This window comes from Streptomyces sp. NPDC006872, assembly GCF_040635845.1.
GTDB lineage: Bacteria > Actinomycetota > Actinomycetes > Streptomycetales > Streptomycetaceae > Streptomyces.
In genome coordinates, this window is record NZ_JBEYIL010000015.1 from 240,551 (window position 1) to 260,590 (window position 20,040).

Below are 20,040 nucleotides of genomic sequence, written 5' to 3' on the forward strand. Positions count from 1 at the left end.
TTCTACCCCTTTCGCCCCCACGCCGAGATCATCGGCGCCGTCGCCAGGTCCATGTTGCCGGAGGCGACGTTCGCGAGGTGGCGGTCGATGTCCTCGTCGGTCGCGTGGCCTGTCCTGACGAGTTCGTCGCGGATCTGGCGGACCGTCGCGGACTCCAGCGCGGCGCAGACGGGCGAGGTGATGGGGAAGTAGGCGTCGGCCTCGACCCGGCGCAGCCCGGCCTCGCGGAGCAGCCGCGGGAGCTTGCGGCCGTAGGAGAGGTCGGCGCCCCGGCCGGCGAGGAGTTTGCGGAAGCCGTGGCGCAGACGGTTCGCCAGCTGCTGTTCGGGGCCGTGCTCGTCCGGGCAGAGCAGGGGCTGCAGGGCGGGGTCGGCGTCCTCGACGAGGAGCCGTCCGCCGGGGCGCAGGGCCTTGACCATCGACCTCAACGCCCGCTCCCGCTCCGGCACATGGACCAGGACGAGTCGGGTGTGAATCAGGTCGAAGCCCTCCATCGGCGGTTCGTCCGTGCCGAGGTCGTGGACGCGTACGTCGACCGGTGGGCGGGCGACCGACGTCAGCCGGGAGGTGTCGATGTCGGTCGCGAGGACCTTGCCCGTCGGGCCGACCTTCTTCGCCAGCCAGGACACCACGGAGGTGCCGCCGGCGCCGGCCTCCCAGCAGCGCCAGCCGGGTCCGATCCCGAGCCCTTCGAGGTGACGGAACGTCGTGGGATCGAAGAGGGCGGCGAAGGCGTCGAAGCGTTCCCCCGCCTCCAGCCGCCGGTTGTCGAGGAGGTACCCGTCGGGTCGCGTCATACGGCGATCATCCCAGCAGTCCCGCTTGTCGGACGTGGCCGACGCGGCCGGGGATCAGCGCCGAGAACGGCGTGCGGACGGTCTCGCGAGCAGTCCGAAGTCCCGTCGTCCACAGGCGGGAACAAAACGGAACCTTCCGTTTCCACAGGCTTACCCAGGGCATACGCGGGCCTGGCAGACTGGCGCGCCAGGGCGCAAAATGCGGCGCGAGGAGATCCACACAAGGAGACCCAGATGACCATGGCAGGGAATCTGCGGAAGGTCACCGGCCTGGGAAGGGGCGGCGGCCTGCGCAGGGTGGCTCGGTTGTCCCGGCGGCTGCCGCGGGTCGACCTGAGTCACCACTCACGATCCCCGCTGGGGTCCTCGGTGGTGAACTGCGTGACGTACCAGGGCGGCGTCCGGGCGTCGCGCGGCGGGGATCTGGTCGACACCGTGGAGCGGGTGCGCAAGAACGGCCACGGTTTCGTGTGGCTCGGACTGCACGAGCCGACGAACGACGAGTTCGCGGGCATCGCCGAGCTCTTCGAACTGCATCCGCTGGCGGTGGAGGACGCCGTCGAGGCCCATCAGCGGCCGAAGGTCGAGCGGTACGGCGAGACCTTGTTCGCGGTGTTCAAGACGGTCTGCTACGTCGAGCACGAGGAGCTCACGGCGACGAGCGAGGTGGTCAACACCGGCGAGATCATGGTGTTCGTCGGCCGGGACTTCGTGATCACGGTGCGCCACGGACGGCACGGCTCGCTCGGCCCGTTGCGCGAGGAGCTGGAGTCCGACACGGCTCAGCTGGCCAAGGGCCCGTCGGCGGTGCTGCATGCGATAGCGGACCACGTGGTGGACGACTACCTCAACGTCATCGACTCCGTGCAGGCGGACATCGACCAGGTCGAGACGGACGTGTTCGCGGCGAACGGCGCACGGACGGACCCCGGGCGTATCTACCAGCTCAAGCGTGAACTCCTGGAGCTGAAGCGGGCGGTGGTGCCGCTCGGCCGTCCGCTGCTGGACCTCGCGGACCGGCCGACCCGGGTGGTCGATCCGGAGATACAGGCGTACTTCCGGGACGTCTCCGACCACCTGTTGCGGGCCACGGAGCAGCTCGCCGCCTTCGACGAACTGCTCAACTCGATCCTGCAGGCGCATCTGGCGCAGGTCACGGTCGCGCAGAACGAGGACATGCGGAAGATCACGGCCTGGGCCGCGGTGATCGCCGTGCCGACGATGGTGTGCGGGATGTACGGCATGAACTTCGACCACATGCCGGAACTGCACTGGAGGTTCGGCTACCCCATGGTCATCGGCGTCATAGGCGTCGCCTGCTCGGTCCTGTACCGCGGCTTCCGGCGCAACGGCTGGCTCTGAGCGACCAGGCCCGTGACCGCGGCCCGTGACGGCGGCCCGTGACGGCGGTCAGCCCGCGGCGGTGGTCAGCCCGTGACGGTGGTCAGCCCGCGGCTGACAGTGATGGCGGTCAGTGGCGGGCGGGGCCGGTCATGGCGTAGACGTTCTCGGCCCAGGTGGCGATCTGGTCCTCGGTCAGGTGCCGGGCGAGGTCGGCCTCGCTGATCATGCCCACGAGGCGCTTGTTCTCGATGACGGGCAGCCGGCGGATCTGGTGGTCCTGCATCTCCTGGAGCACCTCGCCGACGTCGGCGCCCGCGTCGATCCAGCGTGGTGTGCCCTGGGCCATCTCGCCGGCGGTGACCTTGGCCGGGTCATGGCCCATGGCCACACAGCCGACGACGATGTCCCGGTCGGTGAGGATGCCGCAGAGCCGCTCGTCCTGGTCGCTGATGGGCAGCGCCCCGACGTTCAGATCGCGCATCAGCTGGGCGGCGCGGTCGAGGGTCTCGTGGGCGGGGATCCACTGGGCGCCCCGGTGCATGATGTCTGCGGCGGTGGTCATGAAGTGCCTCCCGGTGCCGGACAGCCGGCGCGGCGCGGGCGGGCGCCGCTTGTCCCGGCACGCTACATTCTCGCCGCGCCGCCAGGCGCCCGCACCCGGAAGGCGACGCCGGGACCGGAACGGCGCGCGGAGGACCTCAGACGGAGAAGCCCACGATCTTGTGCGGGACGACCCGGACGATCACGCGGACCTCGTCGTCCTTCTCCGCGGGCGGGTCGATGCCGAGGTATTTGTGCGACAGCTCGTGCGGGAGCCGTTTGTCCGGGTCCGGGAGGATCTCGGCGAGGCCGCGGATCTCGACCGAGGTGTACGGGTCGGCAAGATCGAAGACCGAGAGGCTGACGCGGGCGTCACGACGGAGGTTGCGCACCTTCTGACGGCGGTCGGTGGAGGAGAAGAGGACGGTGTCGCCCTCGCGCTTGATCCAGACCACAGAGTTCTGCGGGGCTCCGTCGGGGCCGAGGGTGGCGACGCCGGCGAAGTTCTTGCCGTCGAGGAGAGCACGGACGGAGTCGGGGAAGGAGACCGAGATCGACATGCCCACCAGACTACTTACATGCACATGCATTTAAAAGCGGGTTGCCCCGGCTGAAATCAGCCACTCCAGGCCGGGCGGCGAGGGTCGTCCGCGCGGACGACGACATCGGCCGTGACGGCCGGATCGGTCTCCTGGACGTAGCGCTCGAAGGCGGGCAGCGTCCAGTGGTCGGCTTCGGGGGTGCGCCGGCGCAGGGCGGCCGGGGAGAGGAGGACGTGAACGGTGAAGTCGAACGGGAACCAGTGCCGCAGGAGCAGCGGCCCGTGCAGCAACAGGAAGCCGCCGGGCGGGAGTTGGACGTACGGGCTGCGGGTGGCGCGGTCGGTGACGGGGTCCCGGAGGTCGGGCAGTATCCGTCCGCCGCCGTCCGGTTCGAGGGGGTTGAACACCTCGCGCCACAGGGCGCCGGTGTCGAACCAACCGTCGTAGTAGGCCTCCACGTCGTGACGGCCGTACTCCAGGCGGAGGGAGGCGGGTCGGAGGAAGCCGTGCGTGTCCACGACACGGGAGGGTCGCCCGCGGGTGCGCAGCGCCTCGGCGACGCGCTCGGCGAGGTCTCCGGGACGGGCCGCCGGGGCGCCGTCGAAGGCGATACGCGGCCAGGGACTGCCGTCGTCCGGCTTCAGGTCGAGCAGCCGCTGGGCGAGAAGGTCGCCGAGCCGTTCCCAGGTGATCGCTTCGAGTCGCACAACATTCATCATGCGCCAGACGACGAACAGAGCGGAGGACACCGGACGATGACCAGGTGCCGCCGTGCCCACCAGGGGGAATGAAGCCCGTATGGCAACCGAAGCCCTCCCCACTCCTCCTGCTCCACCGCCCCGTTACGGGCTTCTCGTCGTCCAGCCGCTTCGGCGGACGCACTGCGTCGGATGCCGTCGCGGGCCGCTGTCGATGCTGATCCTGGAGGACGCCGCGCCGCGCTGCCTCGACTGCGCCGATCTGGGGCATCTGGTGTTCCTGCCGCGCGGTGACACGGCTCTGACCCGCAGATCGCGGGAGGAGAGCGGGCTGTCCGCGGTGGTGGTCCGGTTCAACCGGCGCAAGGGCCGCTACGAGCGGCAGGGCGTCCTCGTCGAGGAGGCGGGACTCCGACGGGCCGAGGAGCGGTGTCTGGCGGACGCCGAGGCACGCCGGCGGCGCCGGGTGCGGGACGCCGGGCGTCGGGCGGCACAGGACCTGCGGTTCGCGGAGGCGTTCGCCGCGGAGATCCTGCGGCTGTTTCCGCGCTGCCCGGAAGACCGGGCGCACGGGATCGCCGCGCACGCCTCGCTCCGGGGCAGTGGCCGGGTCGGGCGCAGCGCCGCCGGGCGGGCGCTGGCCGAGGGGCCGGTCGTCTCCGCGGTCGTGGCGTCCGTACGGCATCTGGACACGCCGTACGACCGGCTGCTGATGAGCGGCGTGCCACGGCACGAGGCACGCCGCCGGATCGCGGCGGACGTGGAGGCACGGCTAAGGATGTGGCGGGACGGGTCCGCCGCACAGCAACGGTGACGTCCGCGCATGTCGACGCGCGTTTCGGACATGGTCACCGATCATGAAGGGGATTTCACTTGAGGTGACGGACGGTACCGGGCAAGATCTCCGCTCGACGGGTGGGAGTTGACGTTGTCATGATCGATGGACCGTATCTGGTGCTCGCCGTCCTGGGCGCTGTGGTGACCGCTGTGATGGCCGGGGTCTTCTGCGCCTTCTCGGTCCTGGTGATGCGAGGGCTCGCCGCGCTGCCGCCGGCGCAGGGCGTCGCGGCGATGAACGCGATCAACTCCTCGGCGATGACGCCGGCGTTCATGGTGCTGTTCCTCGGCTCGGCGGCGGTGTGCACGGTGATCGCCGTGGTGACGTTCGTGCTGTGGCCGGACCACGGGACGGTTCACCTGCTGCTGGGCAGCGGGCTGTACCTGTGCGGCTCGTTCGGCGTGACCGTGATGGCGAACGTGCCGCGCAACGAGGCGTTGATGAAGCTGGATCCGGGCACGCCGGAGGCCGTCACGTACTGGCCGGCCTATGTGCGTGGGTGGACGAGGTGGAACCATGTGCGCGCGGTCGCCTGCACGGCCTCGGCGGTCGTGTACATGCTGGCGATGGTCTGACACCGCTTCGGCTCTGCGGGGGTGGCCGACGGGACGTATCGTGGCCGAAAGAGTGCCGCCCGATGACGCTCGGCCTGTTGTACGCGTAGGCGAGGAACACGCCCATGGCCGATCCCAAGGGATTCATGACCACACCCCGCCAGGACTGGCCCCGCCGGCCGGTCGAGGAGCGGGTCCGGGACTGGGACGAGGTGTACGTCCCGGGGGCGCTGCTGCCCCTGATCAGCAGACAGGCCGACCGGTGCATGGACTGCGGCGTACCGTTCTGCCACGAGGCCTGTCCGCTCGGCAATCTGATCCCCGAGTGGAACGACCTGGTGTCGCGGGAGGACTGGCGGGCGGCGAGCGACCGGCTGCACGCGACGAACAACTTCCCCGAGTTCACCGGCCGGTTGTGTCCGGCGCCCTGCGAGGCCGGGTGTGTCCTCGCCATCAACCAGCCCGCTGTCACCATCAAGAACGTCGAGGTGGCCATAGCCGACCGGGCCTGGGCCGACGGTCTCACGCCGCCGCGGCCGCCGGACCGGTTGTCCGGGAAGACGGTGGCGGTGATCGGTTCCGGGCCCACCGGGCTGGCCGCGGCACAGCAGCTGACCCGGGCCGGGCACACGGTCGCGGTCTACGAGAAGGACGACCGGGTCGGCGGGCTGATGCGGTACGGGATCCCCGAGTTCAAGATGGAGAAGCGCCATCTGGAGCGCCGGATCGAGCAGATGCGGGCGGAGGGCACGAGGTTCCGTACGTCGACGACCATCGGGCGGGATGTGATGGCCGCGGATCTACGGACGCGCTACGACGCCGTGGTGATCGCCACCGGGGCGACCGAGTGGCGGGAACTGCACGTTCCGGGGCGGGAGTTGACCGGTATCCAGCAGGCGATGGAGTATCTGCCGCTGGCCAACCGGGTGTGCGAGGGGGACCTGGCGAAGTCCCCGATGTCCGCCGCCGGAAAGCACGTCGTGATCGTCGGCGGCGGCGACACCGGTGCCGACTGTCTGGGCACGGCGGTGCGCGAGGGCGCCGCGTCCGTGACCCAGTTGGACATCTACGCGCAGCCCGGCGTGGAGCGCGACGAGGACAGCGATCCCTGGCCGACGTATCCGAAGATCTACCGGCTCTCGGCGGCGCACGAGGAGGCGCGCGATCTTCAGTCCGCGCCAGCGGCGGACGCGGACGCACGCCTCTTCGCCGCGTCCACGCTCCGCTTCACCGGCGACGACACCGGGCACGTACGGGCGCTGCACCTCGTCGAGGTCGACGCGCGACGGCGGCCGGTGGAGGGCACCGCGCGGGCGCTCCCCGCCGACCTCGTGCTGCTCGCCCTCGGCTTCTCCGGGCCGGACCGGGAGGACGGGCTCGTCGAGCAGCTCGGGCTGACGCTGGAGCCGCGCGGCACGATCGCGCGGGACGCCGACTTCGCGACGAACGTCCCCGGCGTCTTCGCCGCGGGGGACGCGGCGCGCGGGCAGTCGCTGATCGTGTGGGCCATCGCGGAGGGGCGGGCGGTGGCGGCGGCCGTCGACCGTCGCCTCACGGGAAGTTCACGGCTGCCGACGCCCATCGGCCCGTACGACCGACCGATGGGCGTCTAGGACCTGCACGGGCTCGGGCAACCGGCACCGGCACCAGGACGCGCAGGGCGGACGGCTCAGGGGCGGACGGCTCAGCGGCGCTCGTCCGTCCCGGCCGTCTTCGCCGTCGCCAGGGCCACCCGGTTCCAGGTGTTGATCGTGCAGATCAGGGCCAGCACCTGGGCCAGCTCCTGTTCGTCGAACCGGGCGGCGGCCTCGGCGTAGACGTCGTCCGGGACGCCTCCGTCGGCCACCCGTGTGACCGCCTCCGTCAGGGCCAGGGCCGCCTGTTCCCGCTCGGTGAAGAAGTGGCGGGCCTCGCGCCAGACGGCGACCATGTGCAGCCGGTCCTCGCTCTCGCCGGCCTTGCGGGCGTCGTTCGTGTGCATGTGCAGGCAGTACGCGCAGTGGTTGAGGTGGGAGGCGCGGATCTGGATCAGTTCGACGAGGGCCGGGTCGAGGCCCTGGCGGGCGGCGGCGTCGAAGCCGATCAGGGCGCGGAACGCCTTGGGGGCGGCCTTCCCGAAGTCGAGGCGAGGCATCCGGGTGCTCGTGGTGTCGGCGCCGGCGTTCGTGTACGTGTTCGTCGTCATGTCCACCAACCTACGAGCCGAAAAGACCCGCTGTAGGGTGCATTTTCATGGTGGATTCATGGGTCAATTCCGCTGAGCGGATCGGTGCCGACCTGCACCTGGAGCTGGCCGGTCCGGGAGGGCGTCGAGCCGCGCTCATCGGGGCGTTGCGCGAGGCCGTGCGCAGTGGGCGGCTCGCGCCGGGGACCCGGCTGCCGCCGTACCGTTCGCTCGCCGCCGACCTGGGCGTCGCCCGCAACACGGTGGCCGACGCGTACGCCGAGCTCGTCGCGGAGGGCTGGCTGACCGCCCGCCAGGGCTCGGGCACGCGGGTCGCCGACCGCGCCGAGCCGCTGCGCCGCACCGAGCGGACGCCCGGAAGAACGCCGCTACGCGCGCGTGGCCCCCGGCACGACCTTCGGCAGGGCACCCCGGACGCGTCGGCGTTCCCCCGCGCGGCCTGGCTGGCCTCCTACCGGCGGGCGTTGCAGCAGGCGCCCAACGAGGTGTTCGGGCCCGGCGATCCCGCCGGGCGCCGGGAGCTGCGCGAGGCCCTGACCGAGTACCTGGCACGCGCGCGTGGCGTGCGCACCGAGCCGGAGCGGATCGTGGTCTGCTCCGGGTTCGCGCACGGGCTGCGCCTGCTGTTCGGCCCGGCCGGCGGCGGGGTGCTGCGCGGTCCGCTGGCCGTGGAGGCGTACGGGCTGGACTTCCACCGGGAACTGCTGACGGCGGCGGGCGTGCGGACGGTTCCGCTGCCCCTGGACGCGGACGGGGCCCGCGTGGAGCGGTTGGTCCGCGAGCGGGCGGTGCTGCTGACGCCCGCGCACCAGTTCCCGACGGGCGGGCCGCTGCACGCGAGCCGCCGGGCCGCCGTGATCGACTGGGCACGCGCGCGTGGCGGTGTGATCGTCGAGGACGACTACGACGGGGAGTTCCGCTACGACCGCAAGCCCGTCGGCGCGCTTCAGGGGCTCGACCCCGAGCGGGTGATCTACATCGGCTCGGTCAGCAAGAGCCTGTCGCCCGCGCTGCGGCTGGGGTGGATGGTGCTGCCCGAGCGGTACGTGGACGGCGTCCTGGCGGCCAAGGGCGAGCGGGAGGCCTGGGCGAGCGTCCTGGACCAGCTGAGCCTGGCCGACCTCATCGGGTCCGGGGCGTACGACCGTCATGTACGGCGCATGCGGCAGCGTTACCGCGGGCGCCGGGACCGGCTGGTCGAGGCGCTCGCCGCACAGGCTCCGCACGTCGAGGTCACCGGGGTCGCGGCGGGGCTCCACGCGGTGCTGCGGCTGCCGTCCGGCACGGAGCGGGCCGCGCTCAAGGCGGCCGCCTGGCAGGGCGTCGCCCTGGACGGCCTGGCCGCCTTCCGGCACCCGGCGACGGACAGGGCGACGGACATGCCGACGGAGGACGGACTCGTCGTCGGTTACGCGACTCCGCCGGAGCACGCGTACGCGGCGGCCCTGGACGCGCTGTGCCAGGTGCTGCCGCCGCCGGACACCCGGCAGGGTCCTGCCTCCGGATGAGGCTCCCCGGGCCGTCGACGCAGGGCCGACCACCCCCTCAGACCCCCGCACGACCCCCGCGCGGCCCGCGCCGAGCGAGGCCGGGCAGCCGCCGCTCACGGTGATCGCCGTGAGGCGTCCGGTGGACGCCCCACGGCGCATGCGGTCCCGGGTGCAGCCGGTAGCCGGACTCAGGGCTTGCGGGCCACCGCCCCGTAGCCCGGGATGACGCCGTCGTCCTGCCCCGGCACCGGTTCGCCGAGTTCGGGGTGCCACTCGGGCACCACCGCGACGCCGGGTTCGACCAGGTCGAGCCCGGCGAAGAAGCGGGCGAACTCCTCGCGGGAGCGCAGGGCGAGGGTGACGCCCGCCGCCTTGAGCTTCTCCGTGGCCGCCGCGGACTCCTCCGGGGAGAAGTCCGCGGTGGCGTGGGTCATCATCAGGTAGCTGCCGGAGGGGAGTTCGGCGAGCAGCCGGCTCACCAGCTCGTGCGCGCCGTCGTCGTCGGACACGAAGTGCAGCAGCGCGACCAGCGACAGGGCCACCGGCCGACTGAGGTCCAGGATCTTCCTGGCCCCCTCGACGATGGCCGCCGGGTCGCGGACGTCCGCCTGCAGGTACTCCGTGACCCCCTCTGGCGTGCTGCGCAGCAGGGCGGCCGCGTGGGCCAGGACGATCGGATCGTTGTCGCAGTAGACCACCCGGGCGTCGGGCGCGATCTGCTGGGCGACCTGGTGCAGGTTGGGCTCGGTCGGGATGCCCGTGCCGATGTCCAGGAACTGCCGGACGCCGTTCTCGGCCAGCCAGCGGGTGGAGCGGTGCATGAAGGCACGGTTGACTCGTGCCATCACCGGCACTCGTGGGTCGAGGGCGAGCATCTGCCGGCCCATCGCTTCGTCGACGGGATAGTTGTCCTTGCCTCCGAGATACCAGTCGTACATACGTGCGGGATGGGGCTTGCTGGTGTCGATCTCGACGGCGTCGGCGGGGTCCTGCCCGGTCATGAGGCACTCCGTAAACATGTGACGCGATTAATGATCAAGTCAGTACCAGAACAACGTCAGTACCAAAAAACAAAGGACAGATCCGGTCAGGACAGCAGGAAGTCGGCCTCCCCCGCCTTGGCTCCCTGGATGAAGGCCGTCATCTCGTCGGTGGTGTAGATCAGCGCCGGTCCGTCCGGGTCGGTGGACTGCCGGACGGCGATCCGGCCGTCGGCGAGCTTCATCGCTTCCAGGCAGTTGCCTCCGTTGCCGCCGCTCCACGGCTTGTGCCAGCCCTCGCTGCCCAGTTCCCGGGCCGGCATGCCGTTGTAGATCCGCTGAGCGCGGATCCGCGGCCTGGACTGGGTCTTGATGTGATTCATTCACAACTCCTTGCGGAGACCCCGGAGGATCTCCTTCGTGCGATGTGCTGTAGCGGCCTGCGCCGCCATGCGGTCCATGACCTCGAGGTGGGTCGCCACCTCGGTGCGGGCGTCGAGGTACACGGCGCCGGTCAGGTACTCGCTGTAGACCATGTCCGGAAGCTCCGGCATGGCGAATCGGAACAGCACGAAGGGCCCGTACGTGCCCGGATGCGGCCCGTTCTCGAACGGGGCGATCTGCAGCGTCACATTGGGCAGCTTCGCGGCCTCGAGCAGTTTGTCGATCTGCGCTCGCATCACCTCCGGGCCGCCCACCGGGCGGCGCAGCACCGTCTCGTCCATGACGACCCACAACCGGGGCGCATCGTGACGAGTGAGCAGATCCTGGCGTTGTATGCGCAGGTCGACGAGGCGCTCGATGTCCTCCGGCCGGGTCTGGCCGATGGCGCCGGACTTCAGGACACCGCGCGCGTAGTCCACGGTCTGAAGCAGTCCGGGGACGAAGTGCGGCTCGTACTGGCGGATCAGGGCGGCGGCGCCCTCGAGGCTGACGTGCATGGAGAACCAGCCGGGCAGCACGTCGTGGAACCGCTGCCACCAGCCCGGCTTGTTGGCCTCCTCGGCCAGCTGGACGAAGCCCTCGGCCTCGTCGTCGGTGATCCCGTAGGCCTTCAGCAGCAGCTGGAGGTACGGGATCTTGAGACTGACCTCGGCCATCTCCATACGGCGGACGGTGGCGGGCGCGACGCGCAGGATGCGGGCGGCTTCCTCGCGTTTGAGCCCGGCGCGTTCCCGCAGGTCCAGCAGGCGCCGACCGAGGACGACCTGTCCGACCGTCGGCGCGGACCGCGGTTCGCTCACGCTCCACCTCCACGAAGAGCCCGGCCGGCCGCGCGGGGGCTTGCGCGCGCCCCGACCCGGCCGGTCACGAAAAGAATCCCGACAGCCCTACGGCGCCGCTCGAAGACCGACTCGAAGATCTGTACGGATGCGTACGGATCTTCGGTGATCCCAATTGGCGCCGTCCTGCGTGCTGTTGCGAGCAGTGTGCCACGGCCCCCCACCGCGTCACACAGCACTCTGCATTTTTCAGAGTGACACTTGCCAAGTGTTCACGGCGGGGCGATAGTGGCAAGCGTGATTCCGTCCGCGCCCTTAGGAACAGACGCCGCCGCAGGCCGCCCCCAGGGTCTCGGTGCCAGCGCGGGAGCAGGCCCCGACCAGGCCGCTGCCGAGCGCCGGTTCCGATTCGAACTGGCCGCCCATCCGGGTTCCCCCGCCCAGGCCAGACGCCTGACGAGGGCCCGGCTGATCGGCTGGTCGGTCTGCGAGGACACCTGCGACACCGCCGTCCTGGTCGTATCCGAGCTGGTCACCAACGCGATCGTGCACACCGCGAGCGACGTCGTCGTCTGCGAGTTGCACGACGGCGGCGACCTGGTCCGCATAGCCGTGCGCGACGAGGGTTGCGCGCCGGGTGAGCCGCACCCCTCCCCACAGCGTCCCGAGGAGGAGCACGGGAGGGGACTGCTCCTCGTCGAGGCCCTCTGTCAGGCCTGGGGCGCCCAGGAGCACGGGCCCGGCCTGCTGGTCTGGGCCGACCTGCCCCGCCAGGCGGCCGCCCTGCCCGCCCCCGTCGAACCGCACCACGCCGATCTCGGCGAGTTCCTCGACGCGTTCGACGACTCCGACGACGACCGCGCCGGGCCGCACCTCGACCCCGCGGCGCCTCGCGACGACCTCGGCTGGGGCGCCCCGCCGAAGCCGGGACCGTCCGACGGCCCGGGCGACGAGGACGAGCACGCCGAGCAGCGCCACCGCGCGCCGACCGTGCCCCGGCCGCACCCCGCCCCCGGATCCATATCCCGATCCACCTCCATACCCGGCGGTCTGTCCCCCCGGGTGGCGCCCCAGTGGCACCGTGCTCCCGACCACGACGGGCCCGACTGGCACCACGGCCCCGACGGGCGCGAGGGCCGCCCCGGATGGACGCCCGGGCGCTCCGCCGCCCCCCTGCCGTTCGAGCACGGTCGCGAGCGGGGACGCATATGAGGGCCAGGCCCGGTCCCGCACCGGTGCTGACCCTCGACACGCTCGTCCGCCTGAGGCGCGGGCCGGGCGGCGACCCCGCCCCCACCCCCGGACCGCTGCGCCGACTGGCCGTGCCCGACGGCATGACGGCCCCGCTGGGCTGTGACGCCGTCTCCGCCCCCGCCCACCTCGGCCCGCTGCTGATGCCGCGGCTGCCGCGCATGGGCTGCGTCTACGCCGACCAGGCGCACTGGTGGTGGCTGGTGCCGTCCGACTCCGACTACGCGCTGGAGTGGCCCGCCCCCGCGCGCTACGCCACAGGCGCGATCCTCCCGGACTCCCCGCACGTCCCCGGCCTCATCCACCGACCGGACGGCACGCTTCCGTACACCCCGCCGATCCCCCTCTACCTGGCGCTGTGCCGCCTCACGGGCACGACGCCCACCTGGTCACGGCCGATCAGCGCCTGATCCCGCCCGCCCTTCGCGAGGCGGCCGCGGCGGCGTCCCCGGCGCACGCCCGCGCGCCCCGGCTCTCCCTTCCTGCGCCCTGCCCGCACGCGTCTCGTCCCGCGATAGTGGCCGTCGTCCACGATCGCGACCGGGAGGCTGACGGTGGGGCAGGCACGGCAGACGGACAGCGCGGACAAGACGGGCAAGGCGGCGAAGGCACGGAAACCACAAGGTCCCGACGAACGTGACGTGTCGGAGTCGGAACGGCTGCTCTTCGGCGGCCCGCTCCGCTACGACATGGGCTGGAACCAGCACCGGGACGCCTTCCTGGAGCTGAACTTCCGCGCCATGGTGACCCGGCTGCCGTCCCTGCTCGCCGCCAGCCTCCGCCTCGCCCGGCAGGCCGACCCGAGAGCCGCTCGCGTCGTGCTGTCCGCCGAGATCGCCCGGGGCGTGGCCCAGGCGATCGCACTGCTCGCGACGAACACCGTGCTGGGCCGGCTGATCGACGACGGCCCGATCGAGGACCGGCTGCGCGGTGCCGCCCCCGCGCTGGCCGTGATGGGCGCCGTCCTGCTGATCGGGGCGCTGCTGCGGGCCGCGTCGACGTACGCCACCGGGCGGCTCGAGCCCAAGGCGGAGCGGGTGGCCACCGAGCTGTACCTGGAGCGGGCGGCCGCGGTCGAGCTCGCCGCGATCGAGGATCACGCCTTCCACAAGCTGCTGGACACCGCCCAGTACGGCGCGTCGTCCGCCCGCCGGATGATCAGCTACGGCGCACGCGTGGTGAACGCGATGATCTCGCTGGCCGCGGCGGCCGGCGTACTGACCGTGCTGCATCCGCTCCTGCTGCCGCTGCTGGTGACGATGACGCTGCCGTCCGCCTGGAGCGCCCTGACGAACGCCCGGCGCCGCTACGAGTCCTTCCACACCTGGGTGCAGCACGCGCGCGCGGGACACCTGATCGCCAGTCTCCTCACCGAACCGGCGGCGGCGCCCGAGATCCGCGTCCACGGGGTCGGCCCCTTCCTGCTGCGGCACTTCCGCGCCATGTCGGAGACGGCGGAGGCGGAACAGGCCCGGCTGGCCCGGCTGGCGGCCCGCACCGGCCTGTTCGCGGCGACCTGGACGGGCCTGGCGACGCTGGCGACGTACACCACGCTCGGCGGGCTGCTGCTCAGCGGGACGATGGCGCTGGCCGTGGCGGGCACGGCCGTCATCGCGATCCGCAGCGGCTCGGCGAGCCTGAACACCCTTGTCCTGGAGGTCAACCAGCTGCACGAGGAAGCCCTGTTCGTGGGCGACCTGCAGCGGCTCTACGTCGAGGCGGCCGAACGGGCGATCCCGGTGGGCGGTGCGGCGCTTCCGGAGGATCCGCGCGAGATCCGCTTCGAGAACGTCACGTTCGGCTATCCGGGCGAGTCGACGCGGCCGGCCCTCGACGACGTCACGCTCTCCCTCCCGCTCGGCCGGATCATCGCGCTCGTCGGCGAGAACGGGTCCGGCAAGACGACCCTGGTGAAGCTGCTGGCCGGGCTGTACAAGCCGGACCGGGGGCGGATCCTGTGGGACGACGTGGACGCGGCGGACGCGGACCGGAGCCAACTGGCCGAGCGCGTCGCGATGGTGGCGCAGGACTTCAAGCGGTGGCCGTTCACGGCCCGGGTCAACATCGCCATCGGCCGGTCCGGCGCACCGCTCACCGAGGAACGGCTGGCCGCCTCGATCGCCGAGGCGGGCGCCGAGGAGGTGGTCGCGGACCTGCCGCGCGGTCTGGACACCCTGCTCGCCCGGCACTTCAGCGGCGGTCACGAGCTGTCCGGCGGCCAGTGGCAGCGCCTCGGCATCGCGCGCGCGGCCTACCGGCGCGGACGGATCCTGATCGTGGACGAGCCGACGGCGGCGCTGGACGCCCGGGCCGAGCTGGAGGTCTTCGAGAAGATCCGCGCGCTGGCGGACAGCGGCCAGACGGTGGTTCTGATCACCCATCGGCTGGCGTCGGTCCGGCACGCGGACCTGGTGCACGTCCTGGACCAGGGCCGGCTGGTGGAGTCCGGGACCCCGGACGAGCTGTTGGCGGGCGGCGGCGTCTACTCCGAGCTGTACGCGCTGCAGGCCGAGCAGTTCACCGCGCAGGCACCGGTGCCGGTGCCGGTGTCCGTGCCCGCCCCGTCACAGGCGGGCTGACGGTTCACCGCATGGCTTCACTGCGTGGCTTTTCACCGCATGGCGTCACTGCGTGGCGTCGCCGCCCCGGACGACCACCAGGAACGTGTCCGTGGCCAGGTCCATGACGACCTCGGCGGGCAGCCCCTCCATGCGCCGCGCGTGGGCGAATTCCTCCGCGGGCCACGAACCACGCGGCCCGCCTGCGGGAAAGCGCTGGAGCACGGTTCGCCCGTTCACCATCTCGCACCTCCGATAAGCGTCGTACTTGTAGGAGTTAACGCTCCTCGGAGGCCGTACGCCTCGCCCAGTTGCGGGACTGAGACGTAGTTGACACGGGTTCAACGCAGAGTGTGAGAATCCGGTTACCTTACGAACATCTCGGGCACCCTCCGTGTCAGAACTCGTACTTGTCGTGATACCGCAGGCGTGCACGGCCCGCGGGCGCCCCGAGGCTCGACGCCCAGCCCGTCGAGGCCGCGCGCCACTGCGCGCGAGACGATCTCCGGAACCTGGTCTGCGGGTCCGGCTATGTGTCGTAGTCCTGGATGCGGCGGCCGTGGCTGCGGTCGAGGAGCGCGGGCATCCGCCGCCCGAGCGCCTCGACGACCTCCGGCACGTCGATCGTCAGCAGCTCGCGGTCGCGCATCAGGATCCGTCCGTCCACGATCGTGGTGCGCACATCGCCGGAGCGGGCGCTGTGCACCAGGGTCGCGGCGAGGTCGTGGACGGGCTGGGTGTGCGGTCCGGTGAGGTCCACGAGGACGATGTCGGCGCGTCGCCCGGGCGCGATGGAGCCCACCTGGTCGGCGAGTCCGACGGCCTGTGCACTCTGGAGCGTGGCGTGGTGCAGGGCCTGCCGGGAGGTCAGCCAGCGCGGGTCGCCGGTGGTCGACTTCTGGATCAGCGCGGTGAGCGCCATCGCCTCCCACACGTCGAGGGAGTTGTTGGAGGCGGCCCCGTCGGTGGCGAGTCCGACGGGTACGCCGATCTCGCGCAGGGCGCGGACGGGGGTGGTGGTGGGCCAGCCGAACTTGAGGTAGCCGCGGGGCGCGCTCGCCACGGCCGTACGGCCACGCGCGCGTGCGAGGACGGGCAGGTCGCGCTCCAGGATGCCGGTGCCGTGCGCGATGAGGACGTCCGTGTCGAGGACGCCGGTGCGCTCCAGCACCTCGATGGGGGTGACGCCGTGCCGGGCGAGGCTGGTGTCGGCCTGGTCGCGGTTCTCGGACGCGTGCAGGTGCACGGGCAGGCCGTGTGCGCGGGCTAGTTCGGCGGTGGCGGCGAGGTCGGCGTCGGTCACGGTGTAGGGGGCGTGCGGGGCGAGGGCGGTGGTGATGCGGCCGCCGGCGCCGCCGCGGTGCCGCAGCGCGAACTCCAGCGACTCCTCGCGGCCCCGGTCGCCCTGGGAGGAGAAGTAGGCCTGCCCCAGGTGCGCGCGCATCCCGCACTCGGCGACGACCGCGGCGACCGCGTCCATGGCGAAGTAGTGGTCGGCGAAGCAGGTGACGCCGCCGCGGATCATCTCCGCGCACGCCAACCGCGCGCCCGACTCGACGTCCTGCTCGGTGAGGTTGGACTCCACGGGCCAGACGACGTCGTTGAACCACTCCTCGGTGGGCAGGTCCTCAGCGAGACCGCGCAGGGCCACCATCGGGGCGTGCGTATGGCAGTTGACCAGGCCGGGCATCGCGACCTGCCCGCGCGCGTCGATGCGCTCACCGGCGGCGAGCCCGGCCGCCTCGGCGGTGCTCGTAACGTCGTCCACGACACCGTCGCGGACGACGATCGCGGCGTCCTCCCGGAACACGACGCGTTCGTCCTGGTCGTGGGTGAGGACGGTGCAGCCGGTGATGACGAGGTCCGCGCCACGGGCCGGACCCGGGGCGGGCGTCGGAGAAGGCGTCATCGCGTCAACGTACGGCGGTGTCATGCCCAGGCGTGAGCCGTGGCCCGCATCTCGTCCCGAACCTGTCGCCTTCTCCCGGCGGCCGGGCACCCTGGCCACGACGCCTCCTGGAGGGAGCCCGGCATGCTCCTCGGCACCTGGAACCTCGAGAACCTGTACCGGCACGGCAGCCCGTTCGGCCCCAAGGACAAGGCCGCGTACGAGACGAAGCTCGCCGCGCTCGCCGCCGTCGTCACCGCGCTCGACCCGGGCCTGCTCGGCGTGCAGGAGGTCGGGGAGCCGGAGGCGCTGGCGGACCTGCTGGAGACGGTGGGCGGCACCTGGCACACCGCGCTGTCCGCGCACCCCGACGGCCGCGGCATCCGGGTCGGGGTGATCAGCCGCACGCCGCTGGAGGTGCTGGCCGACACGCGCGCGTACCCGACGGGACTGCTCCCCGTGCAGAGCGACGACTCCGGGGCGACCTCGGCCGCGACGGGCCGCGGCCTCCTGGCGGTGGGGACGACGACGGAGGCCGGGCCGCTGCGCGTCGCGGTGGCCCATCTCAAGTCGAAGTTGCTGTCCTACCCGGGGGATCGTTTCTTCCCGCACGACGAGGGCGAACGGGCCCGCTACGGCGCCTACGCCCTGTATCGGCGGGCCGCCGAGGCGACGGCGCTGCGCGCGCTCGCCGACGACCTCCTGGCCGGCGACGGCCGGGAGCGGGACGTGGCGGTGCTGGGCGATCTGAACGACGAGGTGCAGGCGGCGACCACGCAGATCCTGCTCGGCCCGCCCGGCTCGGAGATCGGCACGCCCGGGTTCGAGGCGCCCGACAAGGGGGACGCGGCCCGTCTGTGGGACGTGGCCCCGCTGATCCCCGCCGACCGGCGCTACTCGCGCGTCAACTCCGGCCGCCGCGAGCTGATCGACCACATCCTGACCAGCCACCGCCTGGTCCACCGGCTGACGGCGGCGGGCACGGGGACGGAGGCGGAGCTGCGGCTTCCGTCGGTGGGCGCGAGCCCGGCGCCCCGCCGGAACGAGCCGGGGTCGGACCACGCGCCGGTGTGGGTGCGGATCGGTTAACGGGCCTGCCGTACGGCGTGGGCGTGGACGGCGACCGACAGAGTGGGCAGTGATGTCGGCAGTCCCACCCGTTCCCGCCCTGCGGCGAGTTCGTCGAGGAGTTCGGCGAGCCGCTGCCGGTGCCGGGAGGTGAGCCGGCCGGTGTCGTCGAGGTGGACGGCGCAGGCGGTGGTCGTGTCGACGAGCCGTTCCAGGACGGCGGCGACCTCGTCCGTGCCCTCCGAATGCCGGGCGAGGGCGGGCAGTTCGTGGGCGGCGAGGGCGCTGGCGGCACGGGCCTCGGCGAGCGTGCGGTAGGCCTCGCGGCGCAGGGTCCAGCGGGCGGCGCGGTCGTCGGGGCCGTCGAGGACATGGGTGAGGTAGGCGTGCGCGGCGCCCTCGGCGGCGGCGAGCCGGGCGCGGACGTGTCCGCCCCGCTCCCCCGGCATCGGCAGATGTCCGAAGATCAGCACGATCGCGCAGGCCAGCAGGGTCTCCACGATCCGGCTGACGGAGGCCTGGGGCTCGCCGCCGACCATCACCAGGGACAGTACGAGCACGGTGACGACGGCGGTCTGGGCGGCGAAGTGCCGGGTGGAGACCGGTATCAGCGCACCGCAGAGGGCGACCAGCGCCACGAGCCCCTCCGGCCGGGGCAGCACGGCGGCGAAGCCGGCGAAGAGCAGCGCCCCGAGCACGGTCCCCGCGGCCCGGCACAGCACCCGGGACACCAGCGGCCCCAGGTCGGGCTTGACCAGGAACACGGCGGTGGCGGGCAGCCAGTACCAGTGCGTGTGCTGTCCGTACCAGTGGGAGTGGTGCAGGGCCTGGGCGACGGCGACACTGGCGCCGAAGGAGAGCGCGACCCGGAGCCCGTACTCGCGCCCGCCGGCCCCGAACGCGGTGCGCAGCAGATCGCGGGCGCTGCGCCGGCGGGTGTGCAGGTCGCCCCCGCCGCCCTGGTCGAAGGCGTCGGCGGCGTGCAGCAGGGCGTCGTCCAGGGCGCGCAGCGCGGGAGCGGACCGGGAGGGCGCGGGCAGCGGCCCGGTGTGCGTGTTCTCGCGGACGGCGGCGGCGAGCCGGCGGGGCCCGGCGCAGGCCCGCTCGGCGACGGGCTCCCCGGCCCAGGCGAGCGCGGTCGCGGCCTCCGCGAGGGGCAGCGCGGCGGCGTACTGGGCGTGCAGCCGCCGTTCGGCCGAGGAGCTGGCGTGGCGCCGTAGCCGGGGCCCGGCGAGGGCGTCCTGGGCGTGGTCTAGGGCGGCGGTGAGCGCGGCGCGGCGGGCCGTGGCGGCCTCGGTTCCGGAGGCGTCGAGCAGCTCCGCGACCGCGTCGTACACGCGGGCCACCGCGTCTCGTTCCCCGTCGAACCGGAAGTCGCCGGTCATCGCGCCGGGCGTGGGCAGCGCGAGCCGCAGCGCGACCAGCCACCCGGCCCCGGCGAGGAAGGCGAGAGCACGGGTCCAGCCCGATTCCGGCACCGGCATCCCGGCCCCGATCGCCGCGCCGACCAGCAACTGCGTGCCCGCGCCGGAGGCTACCGGCCCGAGGGCGCTCATCCCGCCGGCGAGAAGCCCGAGGCCGGTGAGGACGGCCGTCAGCGCGACGGCCCCGATCTGGTCCCCGGCGTACGTCCCGACGAGCAGTCCGCCCGCTCCCGCGAGCGCCGGCGCGCCGAGCCGCCGGACGGAGGCCCGTCGGCTGCCGGGCCGGTCGTTGATCCCGGCGAGCATGGCGGCGATGGCCGCGACGACCCCGAGGCCGGTGCGATCGACGAGGACGGCGGCCAGCAGGAGGGGTCCGGCCGCCAGCGCCCCGCGGGTGACCGCACTCCAGGGGACGGGCCCGCGCTGGGCGCGCAGGGCGTGGGCGAGCCAGGGCGGCAGGGTGGTGAATGCGCGAGCGGGAATGTGCGGGCGCGGGGACACGAAGCTCCTGTCGTGACGAGGGCGGGGTGTGCCTTCGGGCGACGACGGCCGGGGCGGTCAGCGATGAGCTGCAGTGTCCACCGTAGGGGGAGATCCTGGAGAGAGGGGGGCGCTTGCGTTTCGGCGAGGTGACGCTTCGCCCGAAACCCGCGTTCTTTA

19 protein-coding genes and 1 pseudogene are annotated in these 20,040 nt (G+C 72.6%); 9 read left to right on the forward strand and 11 right to left on the reverse strand.

Annotation, left to right across the window (positions count from 1 at the left end; translation table 11 throughout):
• Window positions 1–2 precede the first annotated feature (2 nt).
• A complete protein-coding gene (locus tag ABZ725_RS37010; RefSeq protein WP_358806782.1) occupies window positions 3–797 on the reverse strand; it encodes a methyltransferase in 795 nt (264 codons plus the stop codon).
• 234 nt (window positions 798–1,031) lie between these two features.
• Here ABZ725_RS37010 and ABZ725_RS37015 point away from each other — a divergent pair, with 234 nt between their 5' ends.
• Window positions 1,032–2,159 (forward strand): magnesium and cobalt transport protein CorA, encoded by a 1,128-nt coding sequence (locus tag ABZ725_RS37015; RefSeq protein WP_358806783.1) that lies wholly within the window; start codon window positions 1,032–1,034, stop codon window positions 2,157–2,159.
• Between the two features lie 109 nt (window positions 2,160–2,268).
• On the opposite strand, the gene ABZ725_RS37020 is transcribed toward ABZ725_RS37015, so the two are convergent.
• The 3 genes from ABZ725_RS37020 to ABZ725_RS37030 all read right to left on the reverse strand — a co-directional run bounded on the left by ABZ725_RS37020 (window position 2,269) and on the right by ABZ725_RS37030 (window position 3,939).
• Window positions 2,269–2,703: a CBS domain-containing protein gene (locus ABZ725_RS37020; protein ID WP_358806784.1), complete on the reverse strand. Its 435-nt coding sequence runs from the start codon at window positions 2,701–2,703 to the stop codon at window positions 2,269–2,271.
• A 136-nt stretch (window positions 2,704–2,839) separates the two neighbouring features.
• The gene (locus ABZ725_RS37025) at window positions 2,840–3,241 is read right to left on the reverse strand and encodes a PPOX class F420-dependent oxidoreductase (protein WP_358806785.1); all 402 of its coding nucleotides are present in this window, start codon (window positions 3,239–3,241) and stop codon (window positions 2,840–2,842) included.
• Between the two features lie 56 nt (window positions 3,242–3,297).
• Entirely contained in the window at window positions 3,298–3,939 is a 642-nt protein-coding gene (locus ABZ725_RS37030) for a uridine kinase (RefSeq protein ID WP_358806815.1), read from the reverse strand.
• Between the two features lie 82 nt (window positions 3,940–4,021).
• Between ABZ725_RS37030 and ABZ725_RS37035 the strand changes: the two genes are divergently transcribed.
• From ABZ725_RS37035 to ABZ725_RS37045, 3 genes are all read left to right on the forward strand, one after another.
• Window positions 4,022–4,735 (forward strand): DUF2293 domain-containing protein, encoded by a 714-nt coding sequence (locus tag ABZ725_RS37035; protein WP_358806786.1) that lies wholly within the window; start codon window positions 4,022–4,024, stop codon window positions 4,733–4,735.
• 119 nt (window positions 4,736–4,854) lie between these two features.
• Window positions 4,855–5,334 (forward strand): anthrone oxygenase family protein, encoded by a 480-nt coding sequence (locus tag ABZ725_RS37040; RefSeq protein WP_358806787.1) that lies wholly within the window; start codon window positions 4,855–4,857, stop codon window positions 5,332–5,334.
• A 104-nt stretch (window positions 5,335–5,438) separates the two neighbouring features.
• The gene (locus ABZ725_RS37045) at window positions 5,439–6,926 is read left to right on the forward strand and encodes a glutamate synthase subunit beta (protein WP_358806788.1); all 1,488 of its coding nucleotides are present in this window, start codon (window positions 5,439–5,441) and stop codon (window positions 6,924–6,926) included.
• A gap of 71 nt (window positions 6,927–6,997) precedes the next feature.
• On the opposite strand, the gene ABZ725_RS37050 is transcribed toward ABZ725_RS37045, so the two are convergent.
• A complete protein-coding gene (locus ABZ725_RS37050; protein ID WP_358806789.1) occupies window positions 6,998–7,498 on the reverse strand; it encodes a carboxymuconolactone decarboxylase family protein in 501 nt (166 codons plus the stop codon).
• Between the two features lie 47 nt (window positions 7,499–7,545).
• On the opposite strand from ABZ725_RS37050, the gene ABZ725_RS37055 reads away from it, so the two are divergent.
• Window positions 7,546–9,006, forward strand: a complete 1,461-nt coding sequence (locus ABZ725_RS37055) for a PLP-dependent aminotransferase family protein (protein ID WP_358806790.1) — start codon at window positions 7,546–7,548, stop codon at window positions 9,004–9,006.
• 170 nt (window positions 9,007–9,176) lie between these two features.
• Here the strand turns inward: ABZ725_RS37055 and ABZ725_RS37060 are convergent, their stop codons facing one another.
• The 3 genes from ABZ725_RS37060 to ABZ725_RS37070 form a co-directional block, all read right to left on the reverse strand.
• Window positions 9,177–9,989 (reverse strand): SAM-dependent methyltransferase, encoded by an 813-nt coding sequence (locus ABZ725_RS37060; RefSeq protein ID WP_358806791.1) that lies wholly within the window; start codon window positions 9,987–9,989, stop codon window positions 9,177–9,179.
• Window positions 9,990–10,075: 86 nt separating this feature from the next.
• The gene (locus ABZ725_RS37065; RefSeq protein WP_358806792.1) at window positions 10,076–10,351 is read right to left on the reverse strand and encodes a DUF397 domain-containing protein; all 276 of its coding nucleotides are present in this window, start codon (window positions 10,349–10,351) and stop codon (window positions 10,076–10,078) included.
• Window positions 10,352–11,212 carry a helix-turn-helix transcriptional regulator gene (locus ABZ725_RS37070; RefSeq protein ID WP_351915814.1) on the reverse strand — a complete coding sequence of 287 codons (861 nt, stop codon included), beginning with the start codon at window positions 11,210–11,212 and terminating at the stop codon, window positions 10,352–10,354.
• A gap of 267 nt (window positions 11,213–11,479) precedes the next feature.
• On the opposite strand from ABZ725_RS37070, the pseudogene ABZ725_RS37075 reads away from it, so the two are divergent.
• From ABZ725_RS37075 to ABZ725_RS37085, 3 genes and pseudogenes are all read left to right on the forward strand, one after another.
• Window positions 11,480–12,151 (forward strand): annotated as a pseudogene (locus ABZ725_RS37075) (ATP-binding protein); the annotation flags it as partial.
• Between the two features lie 248 nt (window positions 12,152–12,399).
• The gene (locus ABZ725_RS37080; protein WP_358806793.1) at window positions 12,400–12,852 is read left to right on the forward strand and encodes a hypothetical protein; all 453 of its coding nucleotides are present in this window, start codon (window positions 12,400–12,402) and stop codon (window positions 12,850–12,852) included.
• A gap of 279 nt (window positions 12,853–13,131) precedes the next feature.
• Window positions 13,132–15,021, forward strand: a complete 1,890-nt coding sequence (locus ABZ725_RS37085; protein ID WP_358806816.1) for an ABC transporter ATP-binding protein — start codon at window positions 13,132–13,134, stop codon at window positions 15,019–15,021.
• A 45-nt stretch (window positions 15,022–15,066) separates the two neighbouring features.
• Here ABZ725_RS37085 and ABZ725_RS37090 read toward each other — a convergent pair whose 3' ends face one another.
• Entirely contained in the window at window positions 15,067–15,243 is a 177-nt protein-coding gene (locus tag ABZ725_RS37090) for a hypothetical protein (protein ID WP_351915818.1), read from the reverse strand.
• Window positions 15,244–15,529: 286 nt separating this feature from the next.
• Entirely contained in the window at window positions 15,530–16,909 is a 1,380-nt protein-coding gene (locus ABZ725_RS37095; protein ID WP_358806794.1) for an amidohydrolase, read from the reverse strand.
• 123 nt (window positions 16,910–17,032) lie between these two features.
• Between ABZ725_RS37095 and ABZ725_RS37100 the strand changes: the two genes are divergently transcribed.
• Window positions 17,033–17,977, forward strand: a complete 945-nt coding sequence (locus ABZ725_RS37100) for an endonuclease/exonuclease/phosphatase family protein (RefSeq protein WP_358806795.1) — start codon at window positions 17,033–17,035, stop codon at window positions 17,975–17,977.
• Here ABZ725_RS37100 and ABZ725_RS37105 read toward each other — a convergent pair.
• Window positions 17,974–19,881, reverse strand: a complete 1,908-nt coding sequence (locus ABZ725_RS37105; RefSeq protein WP_358806796.1) for an FUSC family protein — start codon at window positions 19,879–19,881, stop codon at window positions 17,974–17,976. The genes ABZ725_RS37100 and ABZ725_RS37105 overlap by 4 nt on opposite strands.
• Window positions 19,882–20,040: the final 159 nt, after the last annotated feature.

Bases quoted from the DNA above. Each gene is read 5' to 3' on its own strand.
- ABZ725_RS37010 (WP_358806782.1), bottom strand. From the start codon at position 797: ATGACGCGACCCGACGGGTACCTCCTCGACAACCGGCGGCTGGAGGCG.
- ABZ725_RS37015 (WP_358806783.1), top strand. From the start codon at position 1,032: ATGACCATGGCAGGGAATCTGCGGAAGGTCACCGGCCTGGGAAGGGGC.
- ABZ725_RS37020 (WP_358806784.1), bottom strand. From the start codon at position 2,703: ATGACCACCGCCGCAGACATCATGCACCGGGGCGCCCAGTGGATCCCC.
- ABZ725_RS37025 (WP_358806785.1), bottom strand. From the start codon at position 3,241: ATGTCGATCTCGGTCTCCTTCCCCGACTCCGTCCGTGCTCTCCTCGAC.
- ABZ725_RS37030 (WP_358806815.1), bottom strand. From the start codon at position 3,939: ATGAATGTTGTGCGACTCGAAGCGATCACCTGGGAACGGCTCGGCGAC.
- ABZ725_RS37035 (WP_358806786.1), top strand. From the start codon at position 4,022: ATGGCAACCGAAGCCCTCCCCACTCCTCCTGCTCCACCGCCCCGTTAC.
- ABZ725_RS37040 (WP_358806787.1), top strand. From the start codon at position 4,855: ATGATCGATGGACCGTATCTGGTGCTCGCCGTCCTGGGCGCTGTGGTG.
- ABZ725_RS37045 (WP_358806788.1), top strand. From the start codon at position 5,439: ATGGCCGATCCCAAGGGATTCATGACCACACCCCGCCAGGACTGGCCC.
- ABZ725_RS37050 (WP_358806789.1), bottom strand. From the start codon at position 7,498: ATGACGACGAACACGTACACGAACGCCGGCGCCGACACCACGAGCACC.
- ABZ725_RS37055 (WP_358806790.1), top strand. From the start codon at position 7,546: ATGGTGGATTCATGGGTCAATTCCGCTGAGCGGATCGGTGCCGACCTG.
- ABZ725_RS37060 (WP_358806791.1), bottom strand. From the start codon at position 9,989: ATGACCGGGCAGGACCCCGCCGACGCCGTCGAGATCGACACCAGCAAG.
- ABZ725_RS37065 (WP_358806792.1), bottom strand. From the start codon at position 10,351: ATGAATCACATCAAGACCCAGTCCAGGCCGCGGATCCGCGCTCAGCGG.
- ABZ725_RS37080 (WP_358806793.1), top strand. From the start codon at position 12,400: ATGAGGGCCAGGCCCGGTCCCGCACCGGTGCTGACCCTCGACACGCTC.
- ABZ725_RS37085 (WP_358806816.1), top strand. From the start codon at position 13,132: ATGGGCTGGAACCAGCACCGGGACGCCTTCCTGGAGCTGAACTTCCGC.
- ABZ725_RS37090 (WP_351915818.1), bottom strand. From the start codon at position 15,243: ATGGTGAACGGGCGAACCGTGCTCCAGCGCTTTCCCGCAGGCGGGCCG.
- ABZ725_RS37095 (WP_358806794.1), bottom strand. From the start codon at position 16,909: ATGACGCCTTCTCCGACGCCCGCCCCGGGTCCGGCCCGTGGCGCGGAC.
- ABZ725_RS37100 (WP_358806795.1), top strand. From the start codon at position 17,033: ATGCTCCTCGGCACCTGGAACCTCGAGAACCTGTACCGGCACGGCAGC.